The sequence below is a fragment of the Pseudarthrobacter sp. NPDC058362 genome, assembly GCF_042723515.1.
GTDB lineage: Bacteria > Actinomycetota > Actinomycetes > Actinomycetales > Micrococcaceae > Arthrobacter.
Map to the genome: position 1 here is coordinate 552,655 of NZ_JBHXIW010000001.1, position 26,680 is coordinate 579,334.

The 26,680-nt window shown below is 67.1% G+C and carries 27 protein-coding genes; 17 read left to right on the forward strand and 10 right to left on the reverse strand.

From position 1 onward, the window contains the following. Nucleotides 1–22: 22 nt before the first annotated feature. The 4 genes from ACFWIX_RS02620 to ACFWIX_RS02635 all read right to left on the reverse strand — a co-directional run bounded on the left by ACFWIX_RS02620 (nt 23) and on the right by ACFWIX_RS02635 (nt 4,171). On the reverse strand, nt 23–826 hold the full coding sequence (locus ACFWIX_RS02620; RefSeq protein WP_377214553.1) for an amino acid ABC transporter ATP-binding protein: 804 nt from the start codon (nt 824–826) through the stop codon (nt 23–25). Nucleotides 827–838: 12 nt separating this feature from the next. Then, on the reverse strand, nt 839–1,630 hold the full coding sequence (locus ACFWIX_RS02625; RefSeq protein WP_377214554.1) for an amino acid ABC transporter permease: 792 nt from the start codon (nt 1,628–1,630) through the stop codon (nt 839–841). A 124-nt stretch (nt 1,631–1,754) separates the two neighbouring features. Continuing rightward, nucleotides 1,755–2,555 carry an ABC transporter substrate-binding protein gene (locus ACFWIX_RS02630; RefSeq protein ID WP_377214555.1) on the reverse strand — a complete coding sequence of 267 codons (801 nt, stop codon included), beginning with the start codon at nt 2,553–2,555 and terminating at the stop codon, nt 1,755–1,757. Nucleotides 2,556–2,734: 179 nt separating this feature from the next. Then, the gene (locus tag ACFWIX_RS02635) at nt 2,735–4,171 is read right to left on the reverse strand and encodes an isochorismate synthase MenF (protein WP_377214556.1); all 1,437 of its coding nucleotides are present in this window, start codon (nt 4,169–4,171) and stop codon (nt 2,735–2,737) included. Between the two features lie 110 nt (nt 4,172–4,281). Here ACFWIX_RS02635 and ACFWIX_RS02640 point away from each other — a divergent pair, with 110 nt between their 5' ends. The 4 genes from ACFWIX_RS02640 to ACFWIX_RS02655 all read left to right on the forward strand — a co-directional run bounded on the left by ACFWIX_RS02640 (nt 4,282) and on the right by ACFWIX_RS02655 (nt 8,749). After that, nucleotides 4,282–5,058 (forward strand): demethylmenaquinone methyltransferase, encoded by a 777-nt coding sequence (locus ACFWIX_RS02640; protein ID WP_377214920.1) that lies wholly within the window; start codon nt 4,282–4,284, stop codon nt 5,056–5,058. A gap of 3 nt (nt 5,059–5,061) precedes the next feature. Further along, nucleotides 5,062–6,393 (forward strand): geranylgeranyl reductase family protein, encoded by a 1,332-nt coding sequence (locus ACFWIX_RS02645; protein ID WP_377214557.1) that lies wholly within the window; start codon nt 5,062–5,064, stop codon nt 6,391–6,393. Next, nucleotides 6,390–7,490 (forward strand): polyprenyl synthetase family protein, encoded by a 1,101-nt coding sequence (locus ACFWIX_RS02650; protein ID WP_377214558.1) that lies wholly within the window; start codon nt 6,390–6,392, stop codon nt 7,488–7,490. Before ACFWIX_RS02645 ends, ACFWIX_RS02650 begins: the two co-directional genes overlap by 4 nt. A gap of 533 nt (nt 7,491–8,023) precedes the next feature. Next, complete coding sequence (locus tag ACFWIX_RS02655; RefSeq protein ID WP_377214559.1) at nt 8,024–8,749, forward strand: endonuclease domain-containing protein; 726 nt, start codon at nt 8,024–8,026, stop codon at nt 8,747–8,749. Nucleotides 8,750–8,875: 126 nt separating this feature from the next. Here ACFWIX_RS02655 and ACFWIX_RS02660 read toward each other — a convergent pair whose 3' ends face one another. Together ACFWIX_RS02660 and ACFWIX_RS02665 are read right to left on the reverse strand one after the other, a co-directional pair. Beyond that, nucleotides 8,876–9,298 carry a hypothetical protein gene (locus ACFWIX_RS02660; protein WP_377214560.1) on the reverse strand — a complete coding sequence of 141 codons (423 nt, stop codon included), beginning with the start codon at nt 9,296–9,298 and terminating at the stop codon, nt 8,876–8,878. Nucleotides 9,299–9,311: 13 nt separating this feature from the next. Continuing rightward, nucleotides 9,312–9,980: a trimeric intracellular cation channel family protein gene (locus ACFWIX_RS02665; protein WP_377214561.1), complete on the reverse strand. Its 669-nt coding sequence runs from the start codon at nt 9,978–9,980 to the stop codon at nt 9,312–9,314. A gap of 61 nt (nt 9,981–10,041) precedes the next feature. Here ACFWIX_RS02665 and ACFWIX_RS02670 point away from each other — a divergent pair, with 61 nt between their 5' ends. The 5 genes from ACFWIX_RS02670 to ACFWIX_RS02690 all read left to right on the forward strand — a co-directional run bounded on the left by ACFWIX_RS02670 (nt 10,042) and on the right by ACFWIX_RS02690 (nt 15,743). Next, nucleotides 10,042–10,791, forward strand: a complete 750-nt coding sequence (locus tag ACFWIX_RS02670) for a sirohydrochlorin chelatase (RefSeq protein ID WP_377214562.1) — start codon at nt 10,042–10,044, stop codon at nt 10,789–10,791. Between the two features lie 74 nt (nt 10,792–10,865). Then, a complete protein-coding gene (locus ACFWIX_RS02675; protein ID WP_377214563.1) occupies nt 10,866–12,611 on the forward strand; it encodes a nitrite/sulfite reductase in 1,746 nt (581 codons plus the stop codon). Further along, nucleotides 12,608–13,399, forward strand: a complete 792-nt coding sequence (locus ACFWIX_RS02680; RefSeq protein ID WP_377214564.1) for a phosphoadenylyl-sulfate reductase — start codon at nt 12,608–12,610, stop codon at nt 13,397–13,399. The genes ACFWIX_RS02675 and ACFWIX_RS02680 overlap by 4 nt, the downstream gene beginning before the upstream one ends. Further along, nucleotides 13,396–14,340: a sulfate adenylyltransferase subunit CysD gene (cysD, locus tag ACFWIX_RS02685; RefSeq protein ID WP_377214565.1), complete on the forward strand. Its 945-nt coding sequence runs from the start codon at nt 13,396–13,398 to the stop codon at nt 14,338–14,340. Before ACFWIX_RS02680 ends, cysD begins: the two co-directional genes overlap by 4 nt. Further along, nucleotides 14,340–15,743, forward strand: a complete 1,404-nt coding sequence (locus ACFWIX_RS02690) for a sulfate adenylyltransferase subunit 1 (protein WP_377214566.1) — start codon at nt 14,340–14,342, stop codon at nt 15,741–15,743. Before cysD ends, ACFWIX_RS02690 begins: the two co-directional genes overlap by 1 nt. 68 nt (nt 15,744–15,811) lie before the next feature. Here ACFWIX_RS02690 and ACFWIX_RS02695 read toward each other — a convergent pair whose 3' ends face one another. Further along, entirely contained in the window at nt 15,812–16,252 is a 441-nt protein-coding gene (locus ACFWIX_RS02695) for an SRPBCC family protein (RefSeq protein ID WP_377214567.1), read from the reverse strand. A gap of 62 nt (nt 16,253–16,314) precedes the next feature. Here ACFWIX_RS02695 and ACFWIX_RS02700 point away from each other — a divergent pair, with 62 nt between their 5' ends. The 7 genes from ACFWIX_RS02700 to ACFWIX_RS02730 all read left to right on the forward strand — a co-directional run bounded on the left by ACFWIX_RS02700 (nt 16,315) and on the right by ACFWIX_RS02730 (nt 24,326). Then, on the forward strand, nt 16,315–17,481 hold the full coding sequence (locus tag ACFWIX_RS02700; protein ID WP_377214568.1) for an RtcB family protein: 1,167 nt from the start codon (nt 16,315–16,317) through the stop codon (nt 17,479–17,481). Between the two features lie 120 nt (nt 17,482–17,601). Next, nucleotides 17,602–18,747, forward strand: a complete 1,146-nt coding sequence (locus tag ACFWIX_RS02705; protein WP_377214921.1) for an ABC transporter substrate-binding protein — start codon at nt 17,602–17,604, stop codon at nt 18,745–18,747. A 30-nt stretch (nt 18,748–18,777) separates the two neighbouring features. Next, nucleotides 18,778–19,503 carry an ABC transporter ATP-binding protein gene (locus tag ACFWIX_RS02710; RefSeq protein ID WP_377214569.1) on the forward strand — a complete coding sequence of 242 codons (726 nt, stop codon included), beginning with the start codon at nt 18,778–18,780 and terminating at the stop codon, nt 19,501–19,503. Beyond that, nucleotides 19,493–20,434, forward strand: a complete 942-nt coding sequence (locus ACFWIX_RS02715; protein WP_377214570.1) for an ABC transporter permease — start codon at nt 19,493–19,495, stop codon at nt 20,432–20,434. Before ACFWIX_RS02710 ends, ACFWIX_RS02715 begins: the two co-directional genes overlap by 11 nt. 111 nt (nt 20,435–20,545) lie before the next feature. Then, complete coding sequence (locus tag ACFWIX_RS02720; protein ID WP_377214571.1) at nt 20,546–21,490, forward strand: PLP-dependent cysteine synthase family protein; 945 nt, start codon at nt 20,546–20,548, stop codon at nt 21,488–21,490. Nucleotides 21,491–21,572: 82 nt separating this feature from the next. Further along, entirely contained in the window at nt 21,573–22,838 is a 1,266-nt protein-coding gene (gene cobA / locus ACFWIX_RS02725; protein WP_377214572.1) for a uroporphyrinogen-III C-methyltransferase, read from the forward strand. A gap of 21 nt (nt 22,839–22,859) precedes the next feature. Next, nucleotides 22,860–24,326 (forward strand): FAD-dependent oxidoreductase, encoded by a 1,467-nt coding sequence (locus ACFWIX_RS02730; protein WP_377214573.1) that lies wholly within the window; start codon nt 22,860–22,862, stop codon nt 24,324–24,326. A 12-nt stretch (nt 24,327–24,338) separates the two neighbouring features. On the opposite strand, the gene ACFWIX_RS02735 is transcribed toward ACFWIX_RS02730, so the two are convergent. From ACFWIX_RS02735 to ACFWIX_RS02745, 3 genes are read right to left on the reverse strand one after another with little or no spacing between them, the layout of a single operon-like run. After that, on the reverse strand, nt 24,339–24,779 hold the full coding sequence (locus ACFWIX_RS02735) for an SRPBCC family protein (RefSeq protein ID WP_377214574.1): 441 nt from the start codon (nt 24,777–24,779) through the stop codon (nt 24,339–24,341). 32 nt (nt 24,780–24,811) lie between these two features. Beyond that, a complete protein-coding gene (locus ACFWIX_RS02740; protein WP_377214575.1) occupies nt 24,812–25,639 on the reverse strand; it encodes a DUF1206 domain-containing protein in 828 nt (275 codons plus the stop codon). 4 nt (nt 25,640–25,643) lie between these two features. After that, complete coding sequence (locus ACFWIX_RS02745) at nt 25,644–25,928, reverse strand: hypothetical protein (protein ID WP_377214576.1); 285 nt, start codon at nt 25,926–25,928, stop codon at nt 25,644–25,646. A 157-nt stretch (nt 25,929–26,085) separates the two neighbouring features. On the opposite strand from ACFWIX_RS02745, the gene ACFWIX_RS02750 reads away from it, so the two are divergent. Next, nucleotides 26,086–26,622 carry a hypothetical protein gene (locus tag ACFWIX_RS02750; RefSeq protein ID WP_377214577.1) on the forward strand — a complete coding sequence of 179 codons (537 nt, stop codon included), beginning with the start codon at nt 26,086–26,088 and terminating at the stop codon, nt 26,620–26,622. Nucleotides 26,623–26,680 lie beyond the last annotated feature (58 nt).

Below are 26,680 nucleotides of genomic sequence, written 5' to 3' on the forward strand. Positions count from 1 at the left end.
AAATCGGTGCGGAAGTCCGAGCCTAGTCCTCCAGGTCGATGTGCGTCGGGTCCAGCACCCGGCGCAGGAATTCCTTGGTACGCGGCTGGGTGGGGGCACTGATGACCTGTTCGGCCACGCCTTCCTCCACCACCACGCCGCCGTCCATGAAGACCACGCGGTCCGCCACTTCGCGGGCGAAGCCCATCTCGTGCGTGACCACCAGCATGGTCATGCCTTCCTTGGCAAGGTTGCGCATGACGGACAGGACATCGCCCACCGTTTCAGGGTCCAGGGCGGACGTGGGCTCGTCGAAGAGCATCAGTTCCGGGTCCATGCTCAGCGCCCGGGCAATGGCAACGCGCTGCTGCTGGCCGCCGGACAGCTGGTCCGGGAAGCGGTCCGCCAGGTGCCCCAGGCCGACGCGCTCAAGGTTGTGTTGGGCCACCTTGTCCGCCTCTGCCTGCGAACGCTTCAGTACCTTGGTCTGGGCGATGGTGCAGTTGCGCCGGGCGTCCAGGTGCGGGAACAGGTTGAACTGCTGGAACACCATGCCCACCTTGCGGCGCATCCGGTCGATGTCCACCTCGGGGTCCGTGGCTTCAAAGCCGCCCACATGGATGCTGCCCTGGTTGGGTGTTTCCAGCAGGTTCACGCACCGGAGCAGGGTGGACTTGCCGGAACCGGACGGACCGATCAGGCACACCACCTCGCCGGGGGCCACGCTGAGGTTGATGCCCTTGAGCACCTCGTTGGAGCCGTAGGACTTGCGCAGGTTGCTGATGTCCACGCCTGCCGCGTTGATGGGGGAGGTGCTGCCGCTGGGGTTAGTGACGACGTCGTTCATTGTCTTCCCTGCCTATCGCTTGGTCCGCGCGGAGCGGCTTTCGAACTTCCGGGCCAGGAGGCTCAGGGGGATGGTGATGACCAGGTAGAAGGCACCCGCTACGAGGAGCGGCGTGAGGCCCGCACCCAGCGAGGAGATGCCGTCGCGGCCGAACTTGGTGAGTTCAAACTGGGAGGCAGTCAGGCCCAGGACGTAGATCAGCGAGGAGTCCTTAGTGAGCAGGATGACCTCGTTGGTCAGGGGCGGCAGGACGATCTTGAAGGCCTGCGGGATCACGATGGTGACCATTGCCCGCCACTGCGGCATGCCCAGCGAGCGGGCGGCCTCGAGCTGGCCCTTGGGCACGGCCTGCAGGCCTGCGCGGAGGGTTTCTGCGATGTAGGCCGAGGCCACCATTCCCAGCGAGATCATGACCACGACGGTCACGTTCCACGAAACGCCAAAGGCCAGGGGAACGCCGTAGCCGAAGGCGATGAAGACCAGAAGGGCCGGGATGCCGCGGAAGAATTCGATGTACGCGGTGGCGATCCACCGGTAGAGGGGGAAGCTGGAAAGCTTCATGAGGGCCAGAAGGAGGCCGCCGGAAAGGCCCACGATAAAGCCGAGGGCGGTGTAAATCAGCGTGTTGCTCAGGCCCGTCAGGATGATTCCCGGGAACATCGGGCCGATCTTGCCGAAGTTGAAGACGCTGTTGGCGACGGTCTTCCAGTCGGTGGCCAGGACCAGCGCGGCAACTGCGACGATGAAGATGCCGGCCTGGACGTAAAGGCTTACTCTGGCGCGCTGACTTGCGGTCATTGCCATGGGGTGCTCACATTCGTTGTGCGTGGCTGAGGCCCCGGACGGACTGGGGACAGTGCGTCCGGGGCCTCAGCTGCGTGTTCTCAGGGGCTATGCAGGAGCCGTGGCCGCGATGGCCGTGGGCTGCCTACTTGGCGGTCTCGCCGAACCAGGTGGTTTCGAACTTCTCCAGGGAGCCATCATCCTTCAGGCGCTTGAGCGTGGCGTTGACCTTCTCGGCCATCGCGGTGTTGCCCTTCTTGATGCCGATGCCCAGCTGCTCGCCCGTGCTGTAGTTCTCCACGCGCTCCCACTTGTCGTTGTCCTTGATGGCGTAGGCCAGGACGGACTGGTTGCCCAGGGCGGCGTCGATGGTGCCGGCCTGGATGGCCTGCGTGAGAAGCCCGGTGTCCTCGAACTGCTGGGCGTCGATGCCCTTCTCGGACGCGTACTTGGCGCCGGTGGTGGCCTGCTGGACGCCGACCTTCTTGCCCTTGGCGTCCTCCAGGCTCTTGATGCCGGAGTCCTTGGAGGCGAGCAGCGTGAGGTCGTCATCCATGTACGGCGTGGAGAAGTCCATGACGTTCTTGCGTGTGTCCGTGATGGAGACCGAGGAGATGGACAGGTCGCACTGGGTCAGTGCGGTGCCGGTCTCGATGGCCTCGAAGGAGCTGTCCACGATGCTCAGCTCGGCGTCGAGGTCCTTGGCGATTTCCTTGGCGATGTCGATGTCGAAGCCTACCGTCTCGCCGTCCTTCTCAAACTCGAACGGCTCGTAGGGGACATCGGAGCAGACCGTGAGCTTGCCGGCGTTGATCAGCTGGACGCCGCCTTCGGACGCGGCCGGGGTGGAGTTGCCGCCACATGCCGTGAGCGTCAGGGCTCCGACGGCGAAGAGTGCTGCTGCCTTGGCAGTGATCTTGGCCGTGGCCAGGGACTTGAGCTGCATGTTTCTTTACCTTTTGTTGCAGGGAATATGCCGTACTAAATCGGTACATAGTGTAGCGCCGATTATGAGATGTGCATCACAGGAAACTTTGTTTCACTATTGGATAACTAAATGGGCTCAGAAATCAAGCGGGCACCGCCGGTGGGTGTCTGTTATTTCGGACTCCCGTTGGGTGGGGGTCAGTTGCGGATGCCGAGGGACTCCAGCATCGGCCGGAACTTGGCCCACGTCTCCGCAAGCTCGGCCTCCGGCTGCGATCCGTCGACGATGCCACAGCCGGCATACAAACGCACGGTATCCCGAGACTCGATCACGGCCCCGCGCAGCGCGATGCCCCACTCGCCGTTCCCTGCCGCGTCCAGCCAGCCCACCGGCCCGGCATACGGTCCGCGGTCCAGGTGCTCCAGCTTGCGGATCAGCGCGCCCGCCACCTGCGTCGGCGTTCCGCATACGGCCGCGGTGGGGTGCAGCGCATTGATCAGCGCCAGGCAGGTGGGCACGTGCCCCTCCACCTCGGCCAGCTCCGCCTTCACGTCCGACGCCAAATGCCACACATTGGGCAACTCCAGGATGAAGGGCTCGTCGTGCGCGTTCATGGCTTCGGAGAACGGCGCCAGCTGCGAGGTCAGCGACTGGATGGCGATCTCATGTTCGTGCCGCTGCTTCTCCGAACCGGCCAGGACCCGCGTGGCGTAGTCCATCGGCGCGCCGTCCTCGCCGTGGGCATCGCGACGGTCCAGGGTCCCGGCCAGCACGCGCGCCTGGGCCGTGCGGCCCTCCACCTGGATCAGCATCTCCGGGGTGGCGCCCACAAGGCCATCGACGCCGTAGGTCCAGCACTCCCTGTAGCGGGAAGACAGTTCACGCAGGACGTTCGCGGCATGTACGCCGGCGGGAACAGTCGCCACCACGTCCCGCGCCAGCACGAGTTTCTCGAGGGCTCCCGTGCGGATTTCCGCCACGCCGGCGGCCACCGCGGCCATCCATGCCTCCTCGGTCAGGGATCCCGTGTGCAGGGTTGCGCCGGCGGCCAGGGTGACGGGACGTACGACGGCGCCGCCCGCCTGCCCGGGAACGGCACCTTCCGCAGCGTCCCCGGCGGAGTCCGCTGCCGCCGTCGTTCGTTCTGCGTTGGAGCCACTGCCCGGAACCGGACCCATGCCCGGAACGGAACCGGCGCCCAGCCAGCGCGCCAGCGCGGCGAGCGCTCCCGCTTCGGTGAGGGGGCCGTCGTCGAACGTTAACTGGGTCAGCCAGGCTTGGTTGTCCCGCACGCCTACCACGATCTCGGGCACGATCAGGCGGGACTCGTGCGCCGAGGTCTTGGAGAAAGCGAAGGAACCGAAGGCCACGGGGCCGGTGCCGGGAAGCTCCACGGCGTCGGTGACGTCCGCTTCGAGGACCAGGTGCCGCCACCAGATGTCGGCCTCGAGGAAGCGCTCCGGGCCCGTGGCCGTGAAACGCGCGAGCTCACCAAAACCCGCCAGCCCGGCTTCGCGGCGGGTCCAGCAGAGGACATCGTCGCGCACCAAAAACGACGGCAGCCCCCCGGGGAATGCTTTTCCATCCAGGGGGACTGTCAGTGACTTTATGAGGCCGGTGCGCGTGCTCGTCATGATGGAACAACACTACTCCGGCGCGCCGCGCGCCCCCGCGGAAGGCCGGCAGCGCCGCGGGGGCGTCCCCGGTGGTCCGCGCCCAGCCGAACATTTGAGACAATGTCATGGTGAACCGAGCATCCTTGGATAAGCGTCCGGACGAAGTAGCCACGATGTTTGACGACGTCGCACCGAAATACGATGTCGTCAACGATGTCCTTTCGATGGGGCAGACCCGCCGCTGGCGGAAGATCGTGGTGGAGGCGATGGAGGTTTCCAAGGGCCAGCGCGTCCTGGACCTGGCCGCCGGCACGGGCACTTCCAGCGAGCCATATGCCGATGCGGGCATAGACGTGGTGGCCTGCGACTTCTCACTTGGCATGCTGAAGGTCGGCAAGCGCCGCCGCCCGGACATCAACTTTGTCGCCGGGGATGCCACCAACCTGCCGTTCGCGGACAACACCTTCGACGCCACCACCATCTCCTTCGGCCTGCGCAACGTGAACCGGCCCAAGAAGGCGCTGGAGGAGATGCTCCGCGTGACCAAGCCGGGGGGCCGCCTGGTCATTGCCGAATTCTCCCAGCCGGTGGTTCCGCTCTGGCGCACCATGTACACCGAGTACCTCATGCGGGCCTTGCCGGCCATCGCAGTGAAAGTCGCCTCCAACCCTGACGCCTATGTCTACCTGGCAGAGTCCATCCGCGCCTGGCCGGACCAGGACCACCTCGCCGCCTGGCTGCAGGAAGCCGGCTGGGAAAACGTTACCTACCGCAACCTCACCGGCGGCATCGTCGCCGTCCACCGCGCCTTCAAGGCCCCGGAGACCACCCCGGATGGGGCAGCGGCCGCCATTGCCGCGCATAAGGGCCCGGTGGCCAAGCTGCGCCGAAACATCGTCCGCTGACCTGTGAAGGTACTGATTGTCGGGGCCGGCCCGGCCGGATCCACCGCCGCGTACTATCTGGCCAAGGCCGGGATCCAGGTCACGGTGCTGGAAAAGACCAGCTTTCCGCGCGAGAAGGTGTGCGGTGACGGGCTGACGCCGCGGGCGGTCCGCGAGATCCAGAAGCTTGGGCTGCCGCACCCCGAGGGCGAAGGCTGGCGGCGGAATAAGGGCCTGCGCCTGATCGCGGGCGGCCGTACCATCGAGCTGCCGTGGCCCGAGGTATCAGACTTTCCGCAGTACGGGCTGATCCGGACGCGCCTGGGCTTCGATGAGGAGCTCGCGCGCCATGCCCAGGCCGCAGGCGCCGTGATCCTGGAACGCCACAGCGTCACCGAAGCCGTGCGGGAGGAGGACGGCCGCGTTACCGGTGTCCGCGCAGCGCTGCTTGACGAGTCCGGACGCAAGACGGGGGAGACGCTCGAATTCAGCGCCGACGTCGTACTTGCCGCGGACGGCAACTCCACCCGGACTGCTGTATCCCTCGGAATGCATAAGCGCGACGACCGCCCGCTCGGCGTCGCCGTCCGCACCTACTTCACCTCGCCCCGCACCGACGACGACTGGATGGAGGGCTGGCTGGAACTCCCCGGCCGCGACGGCAAGCTCCTGCCCGGCTACGGCTGGGTGTTCGGTGTGGGGGACGGGACCTCCAACGTGGGCCTGGGCATCCTGAACTCCTCCAAGGAATTCGGCAAGCTCGACTACAAACAGGTCCTGCGCGAATGGACCGCAGCGATGCCCGCAGAATGGGGCTTCACGCCGGAGAACCAGGTGGGCGAAATCCGCGGCGCCGCGCTGCCCATGGGCTTCAACCGCACACCGCACTACTCTCCGGGCCTCCTCCTGCTGGGCGACGCCGGCGGCATGGTCTCCCCCTTTAACGGGGAGGGAATCTCCTACGCGATGGAGTCCGCGCGGTTTGCGGCAGAGTTCATCATCGACGCTTCCTCGCGCACACATGCAGCAGGCGGAATGTACGACGCCGACGCGCACCTGTCCCGGTACGCGGACTATGTACGGAACCAGTGGGGCTCGCACTTCACGCTGGGCCGGGTGTTCGCCGCGCTGATTGGGAAGCCCTCGGTGATGAAGCTGGCGTTGCAGACGGGCATGCCGATTCCGGTTCTGATGCGGTTCGTGGTCAGGCTGCTGGCCAACCTGACCGACCCGTCCGCGAAGGGAGTCCAGGACCGGATGATCAGGATCCTCGAATCATTGGTCCCCGCCACATCCAATGCTCCGGTTGCCTCGAATCAGCGGTATCCGCAACAAAAAGTTAGGGTTAACCCGTGACCAACTCCGCAGACCACAGCTGGACGCACGCCGGGCACGGCCTTCCGGACACCGAACCCAGCCTCGACACCACCGCCATCGCCACGGGACTGCAGCTGCCCGCAGGGTTTGCGGCGATCGCGGAGGACCCTGAGCTCGGCCCCGCCATCACCAACAACCTGGCCCGCGTGGAGAAGAAGCTCCGGGAGGCCATCGCCAACTCCGACCCCCTGGCTGACGCAACGTCGCGGCACCTGGTGGAAGCCGGCGGCAAGCGGATCCGCCCGCTGTTGACCCTCCTCTGTGCCCACCTCGGAGACGCGAGCCGTCCTGCTGTGGTGCAGGCCGCCGTCGTCATGGAACTGACGCACCTGGCCACGCTGTACCACGACGACGTGATGGATTCCGCCCCGTTCCGCCGCGGCGCCCCCACGGCACATGAGGTCTGGGGCAACTCGGTGGCGGTCCTCACCGGTGACCTCATCTTTGCCCGCGCGTCGATTCTGGTGTCCGAGCTCGGTTCGCGCGCGCTCGGCATCCAGGCGCGGACGTTTGAACGGCTGTGCCTGGGCCAACTGCACGAAACCGTGGGGCCGCGCCCGGACGAGGACCCGGTGGAGCACTACCTGTCCGTTATCGCGGACAAAACCGGTTCGCTGGTGGCTGCGTCCGGCCAGCTGGGAGCGATCTTCGCCGAGGCGGATCCCGCCTACGAGCCCGTCCTGGTGGAGTACGGCGAGAAAGTGGGCGTGGCGTTCCAGCTGGCTGACGACGTCATCGACGTGACTGGCGTGAAGGTCAAGTCCGGCAAGTCGCCGGGGACGGACCTGCGCGAAGGTGTGCCCACCCTGCCGGTGCTGCTGCTGCGGAAGGCCGCCGATGAAGGTGACCAGTCCGCCGTCGAACTCCTGAAACTGATTGACGGCGATCTGAGCTCAGACGAAGCGCTGTCCGCTGCGGTGGCCGGGCTGCGCGTGCACCCTGTCACTGCTGAGTCCTGGGTCGTGGCGCGGCGGTGGGCCAACGAGGCCATTGCCGCCCTGGCCCCCCTGCCCGAGGGCGTGGTCAAGGACTCGCTGTCCAACTTCGCACTGGCCGTGGTGGACCGCGCCAGCTAGGTCAACTGCTTTTTTAAGGCCCGGCTCTCCCTGGACGTTGTCCGCGGCGCGCCGGGCCTTTTTTGGCGCTGCTTGGAGTCGCTGCTTAAAAACGATAGCCCCGGTTCGCAGCAACGATACGAGTCATACGTTGCGTTGAACCGAGGCTATCTCTCCGTTCGCATCAGACCCGCCGGAGGCGTTTAGCGGATCCGTGAACAGCTTATGACAGCTTTGTCATATTACGCAAGTCCCGATTTACGGTGTCTGTCACAGGGTTTTCCCCGCCGGGTTTCCCCAGGTTTGAATCCGGCAACTGGCTGACAGGCGGCGAAATTGGGGGACACGCCGTCGGACGCTCTGAAAGGTGGGGAAAACCGGCGCGGGGTGCCGACAGGCTTTGCACATAGAGCTGATTGGGGCTGACGGCCGGGGCGCCGATCAAGTGTTCTGAATCTATGGATCTCTGCAGGTTTCTGCACTATGCCGGCTCAGTAGCCCGAAGGACTACACTCCTGAAGGCTGGATTCTCGGAGCGGGAAGTTCGCAATGCCGTGGCTGCCGGGGAGATCCGAAGGCTGCGGCATGGTGTCCTGGCCCTCCCGGAGGCGCCGGCGGACATGGTGGGCGCCGTCTTGGGCAATGGGCTTCTGACCTGTGCGTCCGGGGCGGCGCACCGAAACCTCTGGGTGCTGCACCAGCCGGAGCAACTTCACCTGGCCTGCCGGCATGGCGGGACCAAAACCGCCGTGGTGCACCGTGAAACCTGGGTGCCTCCGGATACTCCCAGGCCGGTGGCCAGCACCACCGATGTACTCTTGCACGGGCTTCGCTGCCTTCCTGGAGTGGAGGCCGCAGTGATGACCGAGAGTGCTGTGCGGCAGGGGGTGACTACGCTCCCTTACCTCCGCGCGCGGCTCCCCGGCAACCGGAACGGCGCTGCCCGAAAAGTCCTCGATTTGGTGGACGGCACCGCGGACTCAGCCATTGAGGTGGTGGCCCGGCTGATCTTCCGCAGTGAGGGGATCTACACCGAAACCCAGGTGGAACTGGAGGGCATCGGCATAGTGGACTTCCTGCTGGAGGGATTCCTGATTGTGGAAATCGACGGTTCCACTCACCTGGAGCCGCGTCAGGTCAAAAAGGACCGGAAACGGAACAACGCCGGCACCCTGAATGGCTATGCAGTACTCCGGTACGGCTACGCCGAGGTGGTCTACCACCCGGAGCGGATCATCAGCGAGGTCTGGCAGGTCCTGCGGGGCAGAGTTGTCCGCTGAGTTTCCCCAGGTTTGGATTCGGGACGTGGCTGACGCGCCGGAAATCCGGGGGGACACGCCGTCGGCCACTCCCAAAGGTGGGGAAACCCGGCGGCGGGTCCGCTGGAAGCCGGGCCCCGGGAAGCCCTACTCTTCGTCCTCGAACGCCCACTCGAACATGTCGAAAACGAACTCGGAGAAGGTGCCTTCTTCGGACTTCCACTGGCCGCGGGCGTTGTTGCGGCGGTACACGATGGGGTCCGGGATGCTGAGGTCACCGGTCCGAAAGCCCCAGGTGAAGGCCTCCTCCTCGTCCTCGAGGAACATCAGGAAGCCTTCATCATCAACTTCGAGCTCTTCGGGGTCCCAGAAGTAGTGGTACGCCTCCATGAGGTCCTCGCAGCCGCCCAGTGCCAGGTAGAACTCGCGCAGGACCAGCGGGATCTGGAACTGGTGCTCGGCGAGGGCTGAGTCCAGTTCCTCCGGGCTGAGCCCGTCCTCCTGCTGCCATTCGTCCTCGAGATACTTCGGAACAAGCGCGCGGAACTTCTCGAGGAACATGTCAGTCATGCTCATATCCTAGCTAATCGCGGGTGCCCCACTCGCCGGTCGGACCCGCGCTGCGCTGCCATCCGCGGACCGCCAGCGGGATGTGCCACGACCGCCGCCAGGCCACCACGCGGAACGCGAAGACCACGCCCGCCACGGCGCACGCGGTCAGCGCATTAAAGGACGATGTGACCCACAGGACGGCGGTGAGGGTGGCCCCGCTGAAGGCCGGCAGGGCATAGAGGTCGCGGGCGTCGAATAGCTGCGGCACCTCGTTGGCGGTGATGTCGCGCAGCAGCCCCCCGCCCACGGCCGTCGTCACGCCCAGCAGCACGGCCGCGAACGGGTTCATGCCCAGGGTCAGTGCCTTCAGGGTGCCGGTGATGCAGAACAGGGCAAGCCCGCCGGCATCGAACAGCACCAGGAGGGAGGTGTACCGCTGGACGCTGGAGAACAGGAAATACACCAGCACCGTGGCCAGGACGGGCGGAACCAGGTAGGCAGGGTTGGTAAAGGCTGCCGGGACGGAGTTGAGGATGATGTCCCGGATCACGCCGCCGCCCAGGGACACCAGCGATGCCAGCAGGAGGGAACCCACAAAGTCGAACTGCTTGCGTGCGGCCAGCAGCGAGCCTGAGACCGCAAAGAAGAACACGCCCGCAAGATCCAGCCACACCAGGGCGATGTCAAAAGGGAATGTCATGGAACGTCCCTGCGGTTAAAAGAGGGCGGACAGCGGCGGCTCCAACGTTACGCTAGCCCCTATGAACAGCCCGGTAATGATCGCCTGTGCCCACGGCACCTCCAGCAAGCAGGGAGCCGCGGAGGTCAATGCCCTGCGCGCCGCCATCGCCGCACTCCGCCCCGGCCTGGACGTTCGGGAAGCCTACGTGGACGTTCAGGAACCCGACCTGGTTGATGTGGTGGCGGGCCTGCCGGAGGGGGCGGAAGCCGTCGTCGTGCCCTTGCTGCTGAGCGTTGGCTACCACGTCAAGGTGGACATTGCGCGGGCCGTGAAGAGCCGGCCCGGCATGGCCGCCGCCCAGCCGCTCGGCCCTGATCCGCGCCTGGCCGCGCTGCTTGACCAGCGGCTGCGCGAGGCCGGCGCCACGGACAACGACGCCATCATCCTCGCCGCAGCAGGTTCCTCCAACCCCAACGCGGCCGTCAGTGTAGAGGAGCTGCTGGGACAACTGCGGCAGCTGCGGTCCAACCGGATGGTGGCCGCGTACGGTGCCTCCGCCAAGCCTTCCGTGCCCGACGCCGTCGCCATGCTCCGCGAGGAACTCGCCGGGGGTGCCGGGGCGGGGGAGTCCGCGGGAGGGGTCGACGTCGGCGGGCGGGTTGTCATTGCGTCCTACCTTTTGGCGCCGGGTTTCTTCCACGACCAGCTGGCGAAGGCCGGTGCGGACCTGGTCACCGAACCTCTGCTGCCATCTCCGGTGCTCGCCGAAATTGCGCTCGAAAGGTACGACGCCGCCGTCGCCGAAGCCAGCGCCTCCGGCGTTTCGTGACGAAATATTTCCCTAGGTGACTTAGCGTTTCCGGACCTTTGTAGCCCCCTCGGAGCGGGACCTACAGTCGATGCATGACTGATACAGCTCTAGCCGGAGCGTCGGCGGATTCCGCTGCCGCCAAGCGCCCCGCCCGCCCGTCCCGCCCCGCCGCCAAGCCGCACGGGCAGTGGAAGGTGGACGGCAAGGCGCCGCTGAATGCCAACGAAACCTGGAAGCAGGAAGACGACGGCCTCAACGTCCGCGAGCGTATCGAGACCATCTACGCGCAGGAAGGCTTCGACGCCATCCCCAGCCAGGACCTGCACGGCCGCTTCCGCTGGTGGGGCCTCTACACCCAGCGCAAGCCCGGGATCGACGGCGGCAAGACCGCAACCCTTGAACCGCACGAGCTCGAGGACAAATACTTCATGCTCCGCGTGCGTATCGACGGCGGCGCGCTCACCACCGAGCAGCTGCGCGTCATCGGCCAGATCTCCGTGGACTTCGCCCGGGACTCCGCCGACCTCACGGACCGCCAGAACATCCAGCTGCACTGGATCCGCGTGGAGGACATCCCCGAGATCTGGACCCGCCTGGAAGCTGTTGGCCTCTCCACCACCGAGGCCTGCGGCGACGTGCCCCGCGTCATTCTCGGTTCCCCCGTGGCCGGCATCGCCAAGGATGAGCTCATCGACCCCACTCCGCTCATCGAGGAGCTGGGGGAGCGGTTCATCGGCAACCCGCTGCTGTCCAACCTGCCGCGCAAGTACAAGACAGCCATCACTGGCCACCCCAGCCAGGACGTGGTCCACGAGATCAACGACTTCGCCCTGGTGGGTGTCCGCCACCCGGAACTCGGCATTGGTTACGATCTCTGGGCCGGCGGCGCGCTGTCCACCAACCCGATGCTCGGCAAGCGCCTGGGTGCCTTCGTGAAGCCGGAACAGGCCGCCGACGTGTGGCTTGGCGTGACCAGTATCTTCCGCGACTACGGCTACCGGCGCATGCGCACCAAGGCCCGCCTGAAGTTCCTGATGGCGGACTGGGGTCCGGAGAAATTCCGCCAGATCCTGGAGGACGAATACCTCGGCTACAAGCTGGCCGACGGCCCCGCCGCGCCCAAGCCCACCACCCCCGGCGACCACGTGGGCGTGCACGAGCAGAAGGACGGCAAGTTCTTCATCGGCGCCACCCCGGTGGCCGGCCGCCTGTCCGGCGCAGCGCTGGTCAAGCTCGCGGACACCCTCGAAGCCCGCGGTTCCTACCGGCTGCGCACCACCCCGCACCAGAAGCTCGTTGTCCTGGACGTCGAGAAGGAGCAGGTGGAGCCGCTCGTCGCCGAGCTGGACGCCCTGGGCCTGTCCGCCCGCCCGTCCGTGTTCCGCCGCGGCACCATCGCCTGCACCGGCATCGAGTACTGCAAGCTGGCCATCGTGGAGACCAAGCACACCGCCGCCACCGCCGTGGCCGAGCTGGAGCGCCGCCTGGCCGACCTCGCCGAATCCGGCCAGCTGCCGCAGGCGCTGTCCCTGCACATCAACGGCTGCCCCAACTCCTGCGCCCGCATCCAGACCGCGGACATCGGCCTCAAGGGCATGATGCTTCCCACGCCCGACGGCGATCCCTCCCCAGGCTTCCAAGTCCACCTGGGCGGCGGGCTGGCTTCCAAGGACCGCGAGGAAGCAGGCCTGGGCCGGACGGTCCGCGGCCTGAAGGTCTACGTGGACGATCTCCCGGACTACGTGGAACGGGTTGTCCGCACCTTCGTGGCCCAGCGCGCCGAGGGCCAGACCTTCGCGGAGTGGGCCCACGCAGCAGACGAGGAGGCACTCCAGTGAGTAAGCACGCGCTCGGGGCCGACCCCGTTGTTGATACCGCTGAGGCCGCCGCGCAGGTTGAGGAGACCGTGGCAACTGCCGCTCCCAAGCTCCGCTCCCACGAAGAGCTGAAGGCCCTCGCCGAAGCCGGCGCCGCCGAGCTTGGCTGGGACGCTCCGGCCGCTGACGTGATTGCCTGGGTGGCGCGCAATTTCGAGCTGCCCGCCGTCGCCGTCGCCTGCTCCATGGCTGACGCCGTCCTGCCCGCCCTGGTCGCGGACCAGCTGCCCGGCGTCGACGTCCTGTTCCTGGAAACCGGCTACCACTTCCCGGAAACCTACGCCACGCGTGACGAGGTGGCAGCGAACCTCCGCGTCAACGTGGTGGACGTGCTCCCGGAGAACACCGTGGAGCAGCAGGACCGCCTCCTGGGCAAGGACCTGTTCCTCCGCGATGCCGCCCAGTGCTGCGCCCTCCGCAAGGTGGCCCCGCTGCAGCGCACCCTCGCTGGCTACGAACTCTGGTTCACCGGCGTCCGCCGCGACGAGGCCCCCACACGGACCAACACCCCGCTGGTGACGTGGGACGACAAGAACGGCCTGGTCAAGGTCAACCCGATGGCCGCCTGGACGTTCGACCAGTTGGTCCAGTACTCCGACGACAACCTCCTGCCCGTCAACCCGCTCCTGTCCCAGGGCTACCCGTCCATCGGATGCCAGCCCTGCACCCGCAAGGTGGCTCCCGGCGAGGACCCCCGCGCCGGCCGCTGGGCAGGAACCAACAAGACAGAATGCGGACTACACGTATGAGCACTTACTTAACCGAGGAGCCCCAGGTGACTGAAGCCGCCGTATCCACGCGCCTCTCCAGCCTGGACACCCTCGAATCCGAAGCGATTCATATCATCCGCGAGGTTGTTGCCGAGTTTGAGAAGCCCGCGCTGCTGTTCTCCGGCGGCAAGGATTCCGTGGTGATGCTGCACCTGGCCACCAAGGCGTTCTGGCCGGGCAAGGTCCCGTTCCCCGTGCTGCACGTGGACACCGGCCACAACTTCCCCGAGGTTATCGACTTCCGCGACCGCACTGTTGAGCGCCTGGGCCTGAAGCTCGTAGTGGGTTCCGTGCAGGAGTTCATCGACCGTGGCGAACTGGCAGAGCGTGCCGACGGCACCCGCAACCCGCTGCAGACGGTCCCGCTGCTGGACGCCATCCAGCAGAACAAGTTCGACGCCGTGTTCGGCGGCGGCCGCCGCGACGAGGACAAGGCGCGCGCCAAGGAGCGCATCCTCAGCCTCCGTGACGAGTTCGGCCAGTGGGACCCGCGCAACCAGCGTCCCGAGCTGTGGAACCTCTACAACGGCCGCCACACCGTAGGCCAGCACGTCCGTGCGTTCCCCATCAGCAACTGGACCGAGCTGGACATTTGGCGCTACATCGAGCGCGAGAACATCGAGCTGCCCGGCCTGTACTACGCCCACGAGCGCGAGGTCTTCGCCCGCGACGGCATGTGGCGCGCAGTGGGCGAGGTTTCCCAGCCGCGCCTCGATGAGGAAGTTATCACCAAGACCGTCCGTTACCGCACGGTGGGGGACATGTCCTGCACCGGCGCCGTCGAGTCCAACGCCTTCACCGTGGCCGACGTCGTGGTCGAAGTCGCCGCCTCCACCCTGACCGAACGTGGCGCCACCCGCGCAGATGACCGCATCTCCGAGGCAGCCATGGAAGACCGCAAGAAGGACGGGTATTTCTAATGAGCACCGATACTTTGGCTTCGGAGCTGGAGACAGCACTGCCCACTACGTTGTTCCGGTTCGCCACCGCAGGGTCGGTCGACGACGGCAAGTCCACTTTGGTGGGCCGCCTCCTTCACGATTCCAAAGCCATCCTGGCTGACACGCTTGACGCCGTTGCCCGGACTTCGGCCGACCGCGGCTTTGGCGGGGAGAAGGGCGGGATCGACCTCGCCCTGCTGACCGACGGACTCCGCGCCGAGCGCGAGCAGGGCATCACCATCGACGTGGCCTACCGCTACTTCGCCACCGACCGCCGCAGCTTCATCCTGGCCGACTGCCCCGGGCACGTGCAGTACACCAAGAACACGGTGACCGGCGCGTCCACCGCGGATGCCGTCGTCGTCCTCATCGACGCCCGGAAGGGTGTGCTGGAGCAGACCCGCCGGCACCTGTCCGTGCTGCAGCTGCTGCGCGTGGCCCACGTGATCGTGGCCGTGAACAAGATCGACCTGGTGGACTTCAGCGAGTCCGTGTTCCGCGAGATCGAGGCGGACGTGCAGCAGGTGGGCCGCGAACTCGGCCTCGGATCCGATGGAATCAGCGACCTGCTGGTCATCCCCGTGTCCGCCCTCGACGGCGACAACGTGGTGGACCGGTCCAAGCGCACCCCCTGGTACACCGGCCCGGCGCTGCTGGAGGTCCTCGAGACCCTGCCCGCCGCCGACGAACTCGAAAGCCACTTGGAGAGCTTCCGCTTCCCCGTGCAGCTGGTCATCCGGCCGCAGGGCGCCCTGGCTCCCGACGCCGTGGCCGCCGGCCTGGACGTGGAGGCCTACCGTGACTACCGCGCCTACGCCGGCCAGATCACCGAGGGCTCGGTCAAGGTGGGGGACAAGGTCTCCGTGCTGACGCCTGGCCAGTCCCCGCGCACCACCACGGTTGCGGGCATCGATTTTGCCGGCGCCTCCCTGGAGGAAGCCGCGGCCCCGCAGTCCGTCGCCATCCGGCTGGCCGAGGAGTTCGACGTGGCCCGCGGAGACACCATCGCCGCTGCGGGAACCGTCCGCGAAGCATCGGCGGACCTGTACGCGGCGCTGTGCTGGCTGTCCCCGAAGCCGCTGCGCGAGGGCCAGAAGGTGCTGGTCAAGCACGGCACGCGCACGGTCCAGGCCATGGTCCGCAACGTCTCCGGCAAGCTGGACCTGGCGTCCTTCAAGCTCGAGGGCGCGTCCAGCCTGGAGCTGAACGACATCGGCCACGCACAGCTCCGGCTCGCCGCCCCGCTGCCGCTGGAGAACTACCTGCACCACCGCCGGACCGGAGCGTTCCTGGTGATCGATCCGCTGGACGGCAACACGCTGGCCGCCGGCCTGGTCAAGGACCACCCGGGCGACCACGAGGATGAGCGCTACTCGATCTGATGTCGCACAACCGGCCCTCGCCTGCTTAGCCGGTGCCACCCGGCAACGGTTATGCGGTTTCGGGCCGGTTATGCGGGGTCGGCTTCGAGGATCGACTTCAGCTTCTGCAGGTCCTTGCGGTTCTCCCGGCGCATCAAAGGTGCCATGAAGACCCCTGCCAGCCGTGAGAAACCCGAGGGTCTCCCGCTGTTGCCGAGGGTCATGCGCGTCCCGCCGTCGTCGTCCGTCCAGGTGTAGGTGGTCTGCATGGGGAAGGGGCCCTGCGCGGTCCGCATGACGAGCCGCTCGCCCGGCACGAATTGCACGAATTCGTAGGTGTAATTGAGCTCGCGGCCCAAGAATTTGGCCGTGAACGCGACCCTGGATCCGGTGCCGGCAGGGCCGTCCGTGAGCCGCTGCGCGCGGTGGATGTTGGCGTACCACTGCGGCGCGTTGTCCGGGTTGGCCGCGTACTCCGCCACCTCGGCGCGGGGACGGTTGATAACAATCTCGGTCTGGACATTCACCATGGGTGCCTCCTGGTTACGGGGTTAGTCTGGAACCCACGTTAGTCCGGGGCGGCGGGAGGACCATGGAAACCATTAACGGCAAGCTGCTGAACTGGGCGTCCATCCTGGATGAGAAGACCCGCGAGCAGGCTGTGATGACCGCCGGCCTGCCGTTCATCTACCCGCACCTGGCGCTGATGCCGGACGCTCACCTGGGCAAGGGCGCCACCGTGGGCTCCGTGATTCCCACGCTCGGCGCGATCATTCCGGCGGCGGTGGGTGTGGACATCGGCTGCGGCATGATCGCGGTGCGGACGCAGTACTCCGTGGCCGACCTGCCCGCCGACCGGCGGCCGCTGCGCGAAAGCATCGAGCGGGCTGTCCCCCTCTCTGCCGGGCACAACAACAGGAAGGTGCTTCCGACGGCGGCGCCCCGGGTTGCGGAGCTGCAGTCACGTGCCGCGGTGGCCGGGTTCGATCCGGCCCGGTACGTCCCGGCCTGGGACCTGCAGCTGGGGTCGCTCGGATCGGGGAACCACTTCATTGAGGTCTGTGCGGACGAGAATGACGGCGTCTGGCTGTTCCTGCACTCGGGCTCGCGGGGGATCGGCAACAAGATCGCCCAGCACCACATCGGCGTTGCCAGGCAGGTGGCTGCCAGGCTGAAGGTGCGCCTGCCGGATCCGGACCTGGCCCACCTGGAGGAGGGGACGTCCGAGTTTGACCGGTACATCGCCGAACTCCGCTGGGCGCAGCACTTCGCCCTCTTGAACCGCGAGGAAATGATGGACCGGGTGACTGCCCAGTTTGCGCAGTTCGTGGGCGGGCCGGTCAAAGAGCTGGAGCGCATCAACTGCCATCACAACTTCACCCAGCAGGAGACGCATTACGGAAAGTCCGTCTGGGTCTCACGCAAGGGCGCGATCAAAGCCGAGCCCGGCGATCCGGGACTAATCCCGGGATCCATGGGAACGGCGTCGTACGTCGTGGCGGGGCTCGGGAACCCGGCGTCGCTGAACTCCTCGCCGCACGGGGCAGGCCGGGAGTACTCACGCACCGCCGCCCGCAAGGCCTTCACCCTTGAGGAGCTCAAGCGGGCAATGCGGGGCATCGAGTTCCGCGCCTCCGAAGCCTTCATCGACGAAATCCCCGCCGCCTACAAACCCATCGATGTGGTAATGCAGGATGCCGCGGACCTGGTCGCGGTGCGGCACAAGCTCCGGCAGCTGGTCAACGTCAAGGGGAACTAAACCGTGTCTCCGAGGCCGAATGTGACGCCAGATTAACCCGCGTGACCCCCGGTTTCCGCGTCATTGAATGGGGTTTGGGGCACTCCCTATGGTGAAACAATGACTAGTTCCAAGCCCGGTATGCGGCGCATCGTGGCAGGCGAAAGCGCGGTGCCCCGGCGCAGGCGTGCCATCGAGGCCGCCTTGGCCATCGGGCTTGTCCTGCTGATCGTGGCAGGAGCCGTCGTGGCGTCCAACCTCTCCCGGAATCCGGAAGCGGAAGCCGCGGACACAGGCCCGGCCGCCGAGCTCCGGCTGGGCTACTTCGGCAATGTAACGCACGCGCCGGCGCTGGTGGGCGTCAGGAAGGGGTTCCTCGCCGAGGCCCTCGGCAGCACCACGCTCAGCACCGAGACTTTCAACGCCGGCCCGGCAGCTATTGAGGCCCTCAACGCCGGCGCCATCGACGCTGCCTACCTGGGACCCAACCCCGCCATCAACTCCTACGCCACCAGCAGGGGCGAATCCGTACGGGTCATCGCCGGGGCGGCGGCCGGTGGCGCGCAGCTGGTGGTCGAGCCCGGCATCAGCTCGGCGGCGGACCTGCGCGGCAAAACACTGGCCACGCCCCAGCTGGGCGGCACCCAGGATGTGGCCCTGCGCGCCTGGCTCACCAAACAGGGATTCAAGACCAACGTGGACGGCAGCGGCGACGTCGCCATCAACCCCACGGACAACGCCCAGACCCTGAAGCTCTTCCAGGACGGAAAGCTCGACGGCGCGTGGTTGCCTGAGCCTTGGGCGTCGCGGCTGGTGCTCCAGGCCGGAGCCCGGGTGCTGGTGGACGAGAAGGACCTGTGGGACGGAACCGGAACCGGCAAGCCTGGCCAGTTCCCCACCACCGTGCTGATCGTGAACCAGCAGTTCGCTGCCGCCCATCCCGAGACTGTCCAGGTGCTGCTGGCCGGGCACGCCGAGGCGGTGGCCTGGCTGAACGCGGCGCCGGAAGCAGAAAAAGCGCAGGTCATCAACGCAGCGCTGGAGGAAGACGCCGGAGCGGCGCTTCCCCGGAACGTGCTGGACCGGGCCCTGGCCAACATCACGTTCACCCTGGACCCGCTGGCCGGAAGCTACCCGCGGCTGTTGCGGGACGGCGTCGAGGCGGGGACCACGAAGGAGGCCGACATCAATGGCCTGTTCGACCTTCGCGCACTGAACCAGGTCTCCGGCGCCGGCGCGCCGTCAGGTGCCGACCCGATATCCGCCGCAGGCCTCGGCCAGGACTGACCCGCTTTCCCACAAACTTAAGGACTCACCATGCCAGTCGTACTGGAACACCTGGGCAAGCGCTTCGGCGACGGCGCCCCGGTCCTGGATGACGTCAATGCCAACATTGCCCCGGGTGAGTTCGTTGCCCTCCTTGGTGCGTCGGGCTGCGGCAAGTCCACCCTGCTGAACATCATCGCGGGACTGGAGGCACCGACGTCGGGCGCTTTGGAAGTGCCCAGCGACGGAGCGGCGTTCATGTTCCAGGACGCGGCGCTGTTCCCCTGGCTGACCGCACTGGAGAACGTCCAGCTGGCGCTGAAGATGCGCGGCGTGGGCAAGGCGGAGCGGCAGGCCAGGGCACAGGAGCTGCTTGAGCTGGTGCACCTCGGAGCCGCCGGCGACAAGCGCCCGCACGAACTCTCCGGCGGCATGCGGCAGCGCGTATCCCTGGCCCGGGCGCTGGCCCAGGACCGGCAGCTGCTGCTCATGGACGAGCCGTTCGCCGCGCTCGACGCGATCACCCGCGACCTGCTGCACGACGAACTCGAGCGCATCTGGAAGGAAACCGGACGAACCATCGTCTTCGTGACCCACAACGTCCGGGAAGCCGTGCGGCTGGGCCAGCGCGTGCTGCTGCTGTCCTCCCGCCCGGGCCGCGTGGTCCAGGAGTGGGACGTCACCGAGGAACACCGAACCGACGCCGGGCTCGCCGGCCAGCTGACCGGGGTCATTACCGCCCGGCTGCGGGAGGAGATTCGCCGCCATGCCAAGTAACCCCACCCCGTTGGAGGACAAGCCCCGCGCCGACGCCCCGCACATCCACGCCGCGCTGACCCGCACGTCCACCGGGAACGAGGACCTGCGGGAACTTGAATCCGGGCTGGATTCGCTGCAGTCCGACGCCGCGGGCAAGCACCGGATCGACTGGTCCCGCGCGTTCCTCCCCGTCGCGGCGCTGGCTGTGCTGGTCCTCATCTGGCAGTTCTATGTGTCCCTCGGCTTCAAGCGGCGGGACCAGGTCCCCGGGCCGCTGGATGTGCTGGGCCAGCTGGGGACCCTCTGGGGTGACGCCAAGCTGCAGGAAGCGGTGTGGACTTCGCTGGAGCGCGGGCTGGTCGGCTTCCTGATTTCGGTGGCCATCGCGACGCCGGTGGGGCTGTTGCTGTCCCAGGTCGCGCCGCTCCGCCGGGCTTTCGGACCGCTGATCTCCGGGCTCCAGGTGCTGCCGTCCGTCGCGTGGGTCCCGGCGGCCATCATCTGGTTCGGACTGACCGACGCCACCGTCTACTTCGTGGTGTTCATGGGGGCGATTCCGTCCATCATCAACGGGCTGATTTCCGGCGTTGACCAGATCCCGCCGCAGTACCGCCGCGTGGGGACCGTGCTGGGTGCGTCCCGGCTGCAGATGGCGCTGCAGATCATCCTGCCGGCCGCCCTTCCGGGCTACCTGGGCGGCCTGAAGCAGGGCTGGGCGTTCTCGTGGCGCTCGCTGATGGCTGCCGAAATCATTGCTGTGGGCGGGACCATTGGGTTCGGCCTCGGCTCGCTGCTGGACCAGGGCCGCGATCTCTCGGACATGACCATCGTGATGGCCGCGATCCTGCTGATCCTCGGCGTCGGCATCCTGATTGAGCTGCTGGTGTTCGGCCCGATCGAGAAGCGGCTCCTCCGCCGGCGCGGGCTCCTGGCCGGCAGCACCCGCTGAACCGGGGGAGGGAACGGCCTTCTCTGGCGTCCCCGGCCCGGCCGGGTATAGCTTGAACCGTAGCCGGCAACTCCTGCGAGTCCGGGCTGGCGCTAAGCGTGAGGCGGACACATGGAACGTGCGGTCGGAACGGATGAAGGCGTACTGGCGGGGATAGGTTCGACCCCCCTGATTGAACTGCGGAAAGTTGTGCCGCCCGGCTCTGCCCGGGTGCTCGCGAAACTGGAGTTTGCGAACCCTACGGGGAGCATGAAGGACCGCATGGCCTTGGCGGCGGTCACGGCTGCAGAAGCCCGGGGCGACATCGGCCCGGGGGACACCGTCGTCGAGTACACCGCCGGGACCACAGGCATTTCCCTGGCGCTCGTCTGCGCAGCCAAGGGCTACAAGCTCCATGTGGTTTTTTCCGACGCGTTCAGCGACGAGAAACGGCGGACCATGGAAGCGCTGGGGGCCACCGTCGAAGATGTTCCCAGCGACCACGGAAAAATCACGGAACAGCTGATCAAAGCCATGATCGCCCGTGCCGGTGAGTTGAGCGCACAGCCGGGCCACTGGGCCTGCGACCAGCTCAACAACCATGACGCCATCACGGGCTACCTGGCCCTGGGCGAGGAGATTTGGCAGCAGTCCTACGGCCGCGTTGACGCCTTTGTCCAGTTCGTGGGCACCGCCCACTCGATCCACGGGACGGCGCGCGGCCTGCGGGCACACATCCCGGGGGCCTGCATCATCGCGGCGGAACCCGCCGAATCGGCTGTGCTGTCCGGCGGACCGACCGGGTCCCACCGTATTGAGGGCACGGGCATTGGGTTCGTTCCGCCGTTGTGGGAACCTGCCGAAGTCGATGGGATCGAAAGGGTCACCTCCGACGAGGCCATGGCGATGAGCCGGCGGCTTGCCCTTGAAGAGGGAATCTTCGCCGGTACCTCGTCCGGCGGGAACGTTGTGGCGGCCCTGCGCATCGCCAAAGGCCTCGGCCCGGAAGCCACCGTGGTCACGGTCATGGTCGATTCCGGGTTCCGGTATCTCAGCACCGGCCTGTACGGGGACTGACTATGTGACGCAGGATTACCTTGCGTGAACTGGTGTTGCTGGGCCTTTGTGGGTGATTGTGACGCGGCTCTACCGTTGATTCATGGCAATTCAGGATATCTACCCCACAGCGCTGCGGCTGCTCGGCCGTCCCGTGCTGGTGGTGGGCGGGGGACCGGTGGCTACACGCCGCGCCAAGGGCCTGCTCGACGCCGGTGCCGTTGTCACCGTGGTGGCTCCCGTTGCCTCCGCAGCCCTCCAGGACCTGGCCGACGCCGGCCTGGTCACCTGGGTAGCGCGCCCTTACGTTTCGAGTGACGTCGACGGCGTCTGGTTCGTCCAGACCGCCACCGGCGATCCCAGCGTGGACGCCCAGGTATCGGCCGACGCCGAGGCGCAGCGCGTTTGGTGCGTCAATGCCTCCGACCACGAAGCTTCCGCAGCCTGGACCCCCGCCGTGGCCGAAGTGGATGACGTCAAGATCGCCGTCAACGCCGGGGGAGACCCGCGCCGCGCCATGGCCGTCCGTGACGCCGTGGCCACCGCCCTGGAAACCGGGGATCTTCCGCTGCGCCGCCGCCGCGCCCACCGCGGCTCCGTTGCGCTGGTGGGCGGAGGACCAGGCGATACCGGCCTCATCACCGTCCGCGGCCGCCGGCTCCTGGGTCAGGCCGATGTCGTGGTTGCCGACCGCCTCGGTCCCCGCGAACTGTTGAACGAACTCGCCCCTGACGTCCGCGTCATTGAGGTGGGCAAGACCCCCGGCCACCACCCCGTGCCGCAGTCTGAGATCAACCGCATCCTGGTGGAAGAAGCCCTCAAGGGCCACCGCGTGGTCCGGCTCAAGGGCGGCGACCCGTACGTCCTGGGCCGCGGCGGCGAGGAAGCCGAGTACTGCCGGCAGCACGGCGTCGAGGTCGAGGTCGTGTCCGGTGTTACCTCCGCGATTTCCGTTCCCGCAGCCGCGGGCATCCCGGTCACGCACCGCGGTCTTGCCAAGGGCTTCAGCGTGGTCACCGGCCACGAGGAACTGTCCGAGGTTCCGGCCCGTGCAGACCACACCATCGTCCTGCTGATGGGCGTCGGTCAGCTCCGCGAATCCGCGTCCGCGCTGGGCGAAGCCGGCCTGCCGCAGGACACCCCTGTTGGTATCGTGGAGAACGGCTATTTGCCCAACCAGCGCGTGACGATTGGCACGCTTGGTTCGATCGCCGACCAGGCCCAGGCCGCCGGCGTCGCAAATCCCGCAGTCATTGTCATCGGCGACGTAGTGCGCGTGAGCCCGTTCGCTCCGGCGCATTTCAAAACCGCTGACTACGGCACCACCACCCCGAACAGCCCCCGCAAACCCCGAGTCCTCACCTCCTAGCCGAACAAAAGGAACACAGCCGTGTCATCAAGCACCACCGTAGGTTCTGCCGAACGTCCGCTGCGCGTCGCCGTCGTGGGCTCTGGCCCGGCCGGCGTCTACGCCGCGGACATCCTCACCAAGAGCGAGGCCGTCAAGAGCGGCGAGCTGACCGTGAGCATCGACCTCTTTGACCGCTACCCGGCACCCTACGGCCTGATCCGCTACGGCGTTGCCCCGGACCACCCGCGCATCAAGGGCATCGTCAACGCCCTGCACAAGGTCCTGGACCGCGGCGACATCCGCTTCTTCGGCAACGTGGACTACGGCACCGATCTCACCATCGAGGACCTCCGCACCCACTACGACGCCGTCATCTTCGCCACCGGCGCCATCAAGGACGCGGACCTGAACATCCCCGGCATCGAGCTGGAAGGCTCCTTCGGCGGCGCCGACTTCGTCTCCTGGTACGACGGCCACCCGGACGTGCCGCGCGAATGGCCGCTGGATGCCAGGGAAATCGCCGTCCTCGGCAACGGAAACGTCGCCCTGGACGTGGCCCGCGTCCTGTCCAAGCACGCCGACGACCTGCTCAGCACCGAGATCCCGGACAACGTCTACGCCGGCCTGAAGAACTCGCCCGTCACGGACGTGCATGTCTTCGGCCGCCGTGGCCCCGCCCAGGTCAAGTTCACCCCGCTGGAACTGCGCGAACTGTCCCACTCCAAGGACGTGGACATCATCCTCTACCCGGAGGACTTCGAGTTCGACGAAGAATCGGACCGGCAGATCCAGAGCAACAACCAGACCAAGACCATGGTGGGCACGCTCACCAACTGGATCGCCGAGCAGCCCGAGGACGTCTCCGAACTGACGGCCTCCCGCCGCCTCCACCTGCACTTCCTGCACAGCCCGGTGGAGATCTACGACGACCCGGAGACCCCGGGCAAGGTTGCCGGCATCAAGTTCGAACGCACCGAGCTGGACGGCACCGGCAACGCGCGCGGCACCGGCGAGTTCATCGACTACCCGGTCCAGGCCGTGTACCGCGCCATCGGCTACTTCGGTTCCGCCCTGCCGGACGTTGAGTTCGACCACAAGAAGGGTGTGGTGACGAACGACGGCGGCCGCGTCCTGGACGCCTCCGGCACCCACGTGCCGGGTCTCTACGCCACGGGCTGGATCAAGCGCGGACCGGTCGGCCTCATCGGGCACACGAAGGGCGACGCCCTGGAAACCGTCACCTACCTGCTCGAAGACCGCGAAAATCTGCCGGTCGCCGAGGCGCCCGCAGAGAGCGCCGTCGTCGAACTCTTGGAAAACCGCGGCGTGGAGTTCACGTCCTGGGAAGGCTGGCTGGCCCTGGACGCCCACGAACTGGCGCTGGGCGCGGCTGCCACTGAGGCCGGCGGCTCGCACGGCGTGGAGGTCAAGCGTGAGCGCATCAAGGTTGTCCCGCGTGAGGACATGGTCACCATCTCCCGCGACGGTGTAGCCGCCCAGGTCTAACGCCGGACCGCTTTACCGCCCTGCACCGCCTGCCGCCATGAGCTCCAGGCGGTGCAGGGTTTCGCGGTTCCGGACCGAAATCGCCGGATCACGGAACGCCTTGGGCACCCGCTTTCCCGGCCCCCGGATCGCGTCCTCCATGATGGTCACCAGGCACTGGTCGCCCCGGTCCTCGAGCGTCAGCACCACTTTTGCCTCGCCCATGGGCCAGCCGCGCGCCACCAGCTCCAGCCGCTGACCGGGCTCCACGGCGGTGACCCGGCTGCTGTCGTTGATCACCAGCGGCCAGGCGCCGACGGAGTGGTAGAGCCGGGCACCTTCCTGCGGCCAGTGGTCGTCCACCGCCCGGATGCGGGAAGCGCCTACCACCCAGCCGGAGTACAGCCAGCCGTCGGAGATCACCTTCCAGACGTTGGCGGCGGGGGCATTGAACAGCCGGGACACGGTGGACATGGCGTTCCTTCCATAGGGTCGGTGGGGAAATCCTACATGCGTCCGAAACGGGCGCGGATGAGCGCGAAGATGCCGTAGGCGATGAATCCCACGCCAATGGCCACCAGCAGGTAGGGCCCGAACGGATGCTCACGGAGGGCCTTGAGGCTGCCGTCCAGCCCGGTGGATTCCTCGGGGCGGTGCTTGGCAGCGGCGATGACGAACAGCAGTCCGGCGAGGTTGAGCGCAACCCCCTTGGCCGCATGCCCGGCGACGCCGAGAGTGTCTATGAGGCGGCCCCGGCGGGTACCGTCGAACGCCAGGAGCTCCTCCTTGAAACCCCGCCGAAGGCCCTTGATGACGAAGTAGACCCCAACGCCCATGATGGTCAGGCCGAGGGCGGCCAGCACCCACGGGCCCAGCGGGTGGGCCATCAGGGCGGCGCTGAAATCCCGGGTGCTGTCCCCGGAGTCGCCGGGCATTCCCGTGGCGAAGCCCGCGAAGCTGAGGCCCACGCTGGCATAGGCCACCGAAAGGAAACCTGACGAGACGAGCTTGGCCGCGCGTTCCTTGCGCGGGAGGTGCCGGGCACGGAGGGTGGCCTCGCTGGCCTGCCACAGCCCCAGTCCAGCGCACGCAGCCACGCTCGCCCACATGACGGCCGGTCCCCAAGGGTTCGCGGCCAGCTGTTCTATGGCACCCGTGGGTTCCGCCTGCCCCGGCTGGCCCAGCGCGATGGCGACGGCGATGGCACCCACGATGAGGTGCAGGAGGGCCATCACGGCAAAACCGGCGCGCGCCAGTACATCCAGGGCCTTGGCATTGGACGCGTCCTCGATGACGTCCGCGGCCTGGCTGAGGGTGGAGTCGGGGTTTGCCATGGCCTCAGCCGTTCATGGGCCCTTCGGCGCGCAGCTTCTCGGCGCCGGGTCCTTCAACGTGGATGGTGCAGCGGACCACCAGGCGGCCCGGAGCGTTCTCCAGTTCCACCAGGGAGTCGTCCCCGCTGAGCACCGTGAAGGCCTCGGATCCGGGAACCGCATCCACCCCCTTGGCGGCTGCCGTTTCCCGGGCGTTCTTCAGCGCCTCACGCTGGAGCCCCTCCACGTAGGAGGTGTCGGATTCACGTGCCGGGTCCCCGAAGGCCCAGCCAAATAAGGTGCCTGTCATTCCCATGGCGACGATATTACGGGGTCGCGCCGCGAAAAGACGGACTTTCGTAACATTAGTAAGTGTGCTTACGATAAGGGCAGTGCGGCCCCTGCGGCTGCGGGCCGGCACAGTGAAAGCCGGCACAGTGAATCCGAATCGACGTTAGGAACGCATCATGGCAGGAAACCTCATTGCCCGCTCAGTCCACGACCTGACGGCGGCAGCATGGTTCGGCGGGTCCCTCATGGGCGCCATCGGCCTCAACGGGGCGGCAGCCCAGGCCAAGGACCCGGCCGAACGCACCCGGCTCTCCAGTGCCGGGTGGATGAAGTGGGCGCCGGTCCAGACAGCCGCCTTTGCCTCGCACCTGGTGGCGGACCTCGCCATCGCCTGGGAGAACAAGGGGCGGATCGCCAAGCAGGATGGAGTTGCCCGGGACACGGCGATCAAGACGGCGGTCACGGTCGCAGGCGCAGCGGTGACGCTGTACTCGGGCATCCTGGGCAAGAAGGTGGAGAAGCTTGCCGGCGAGGGCGCCGAGGGTGCCACCGAACCCCGTTCCGGCGCCTCCGAAGAGCTGAAATCCGCCCAGGAGCAGCTGAAGATGCTGCAATGGGTCATCCCCGTCTTTGCCGGCGCAGTGGTTGTCCTCGGCGCGAAGCACGGCGAGATGCAGCGGCCCAAGAACGTCCTCGCGGGCCTCCGCGGTTAGGCACCCGGCTGGCCCGGGCGGCCTCCACCACACGCAAATGACGACGGTCCGGCACCCG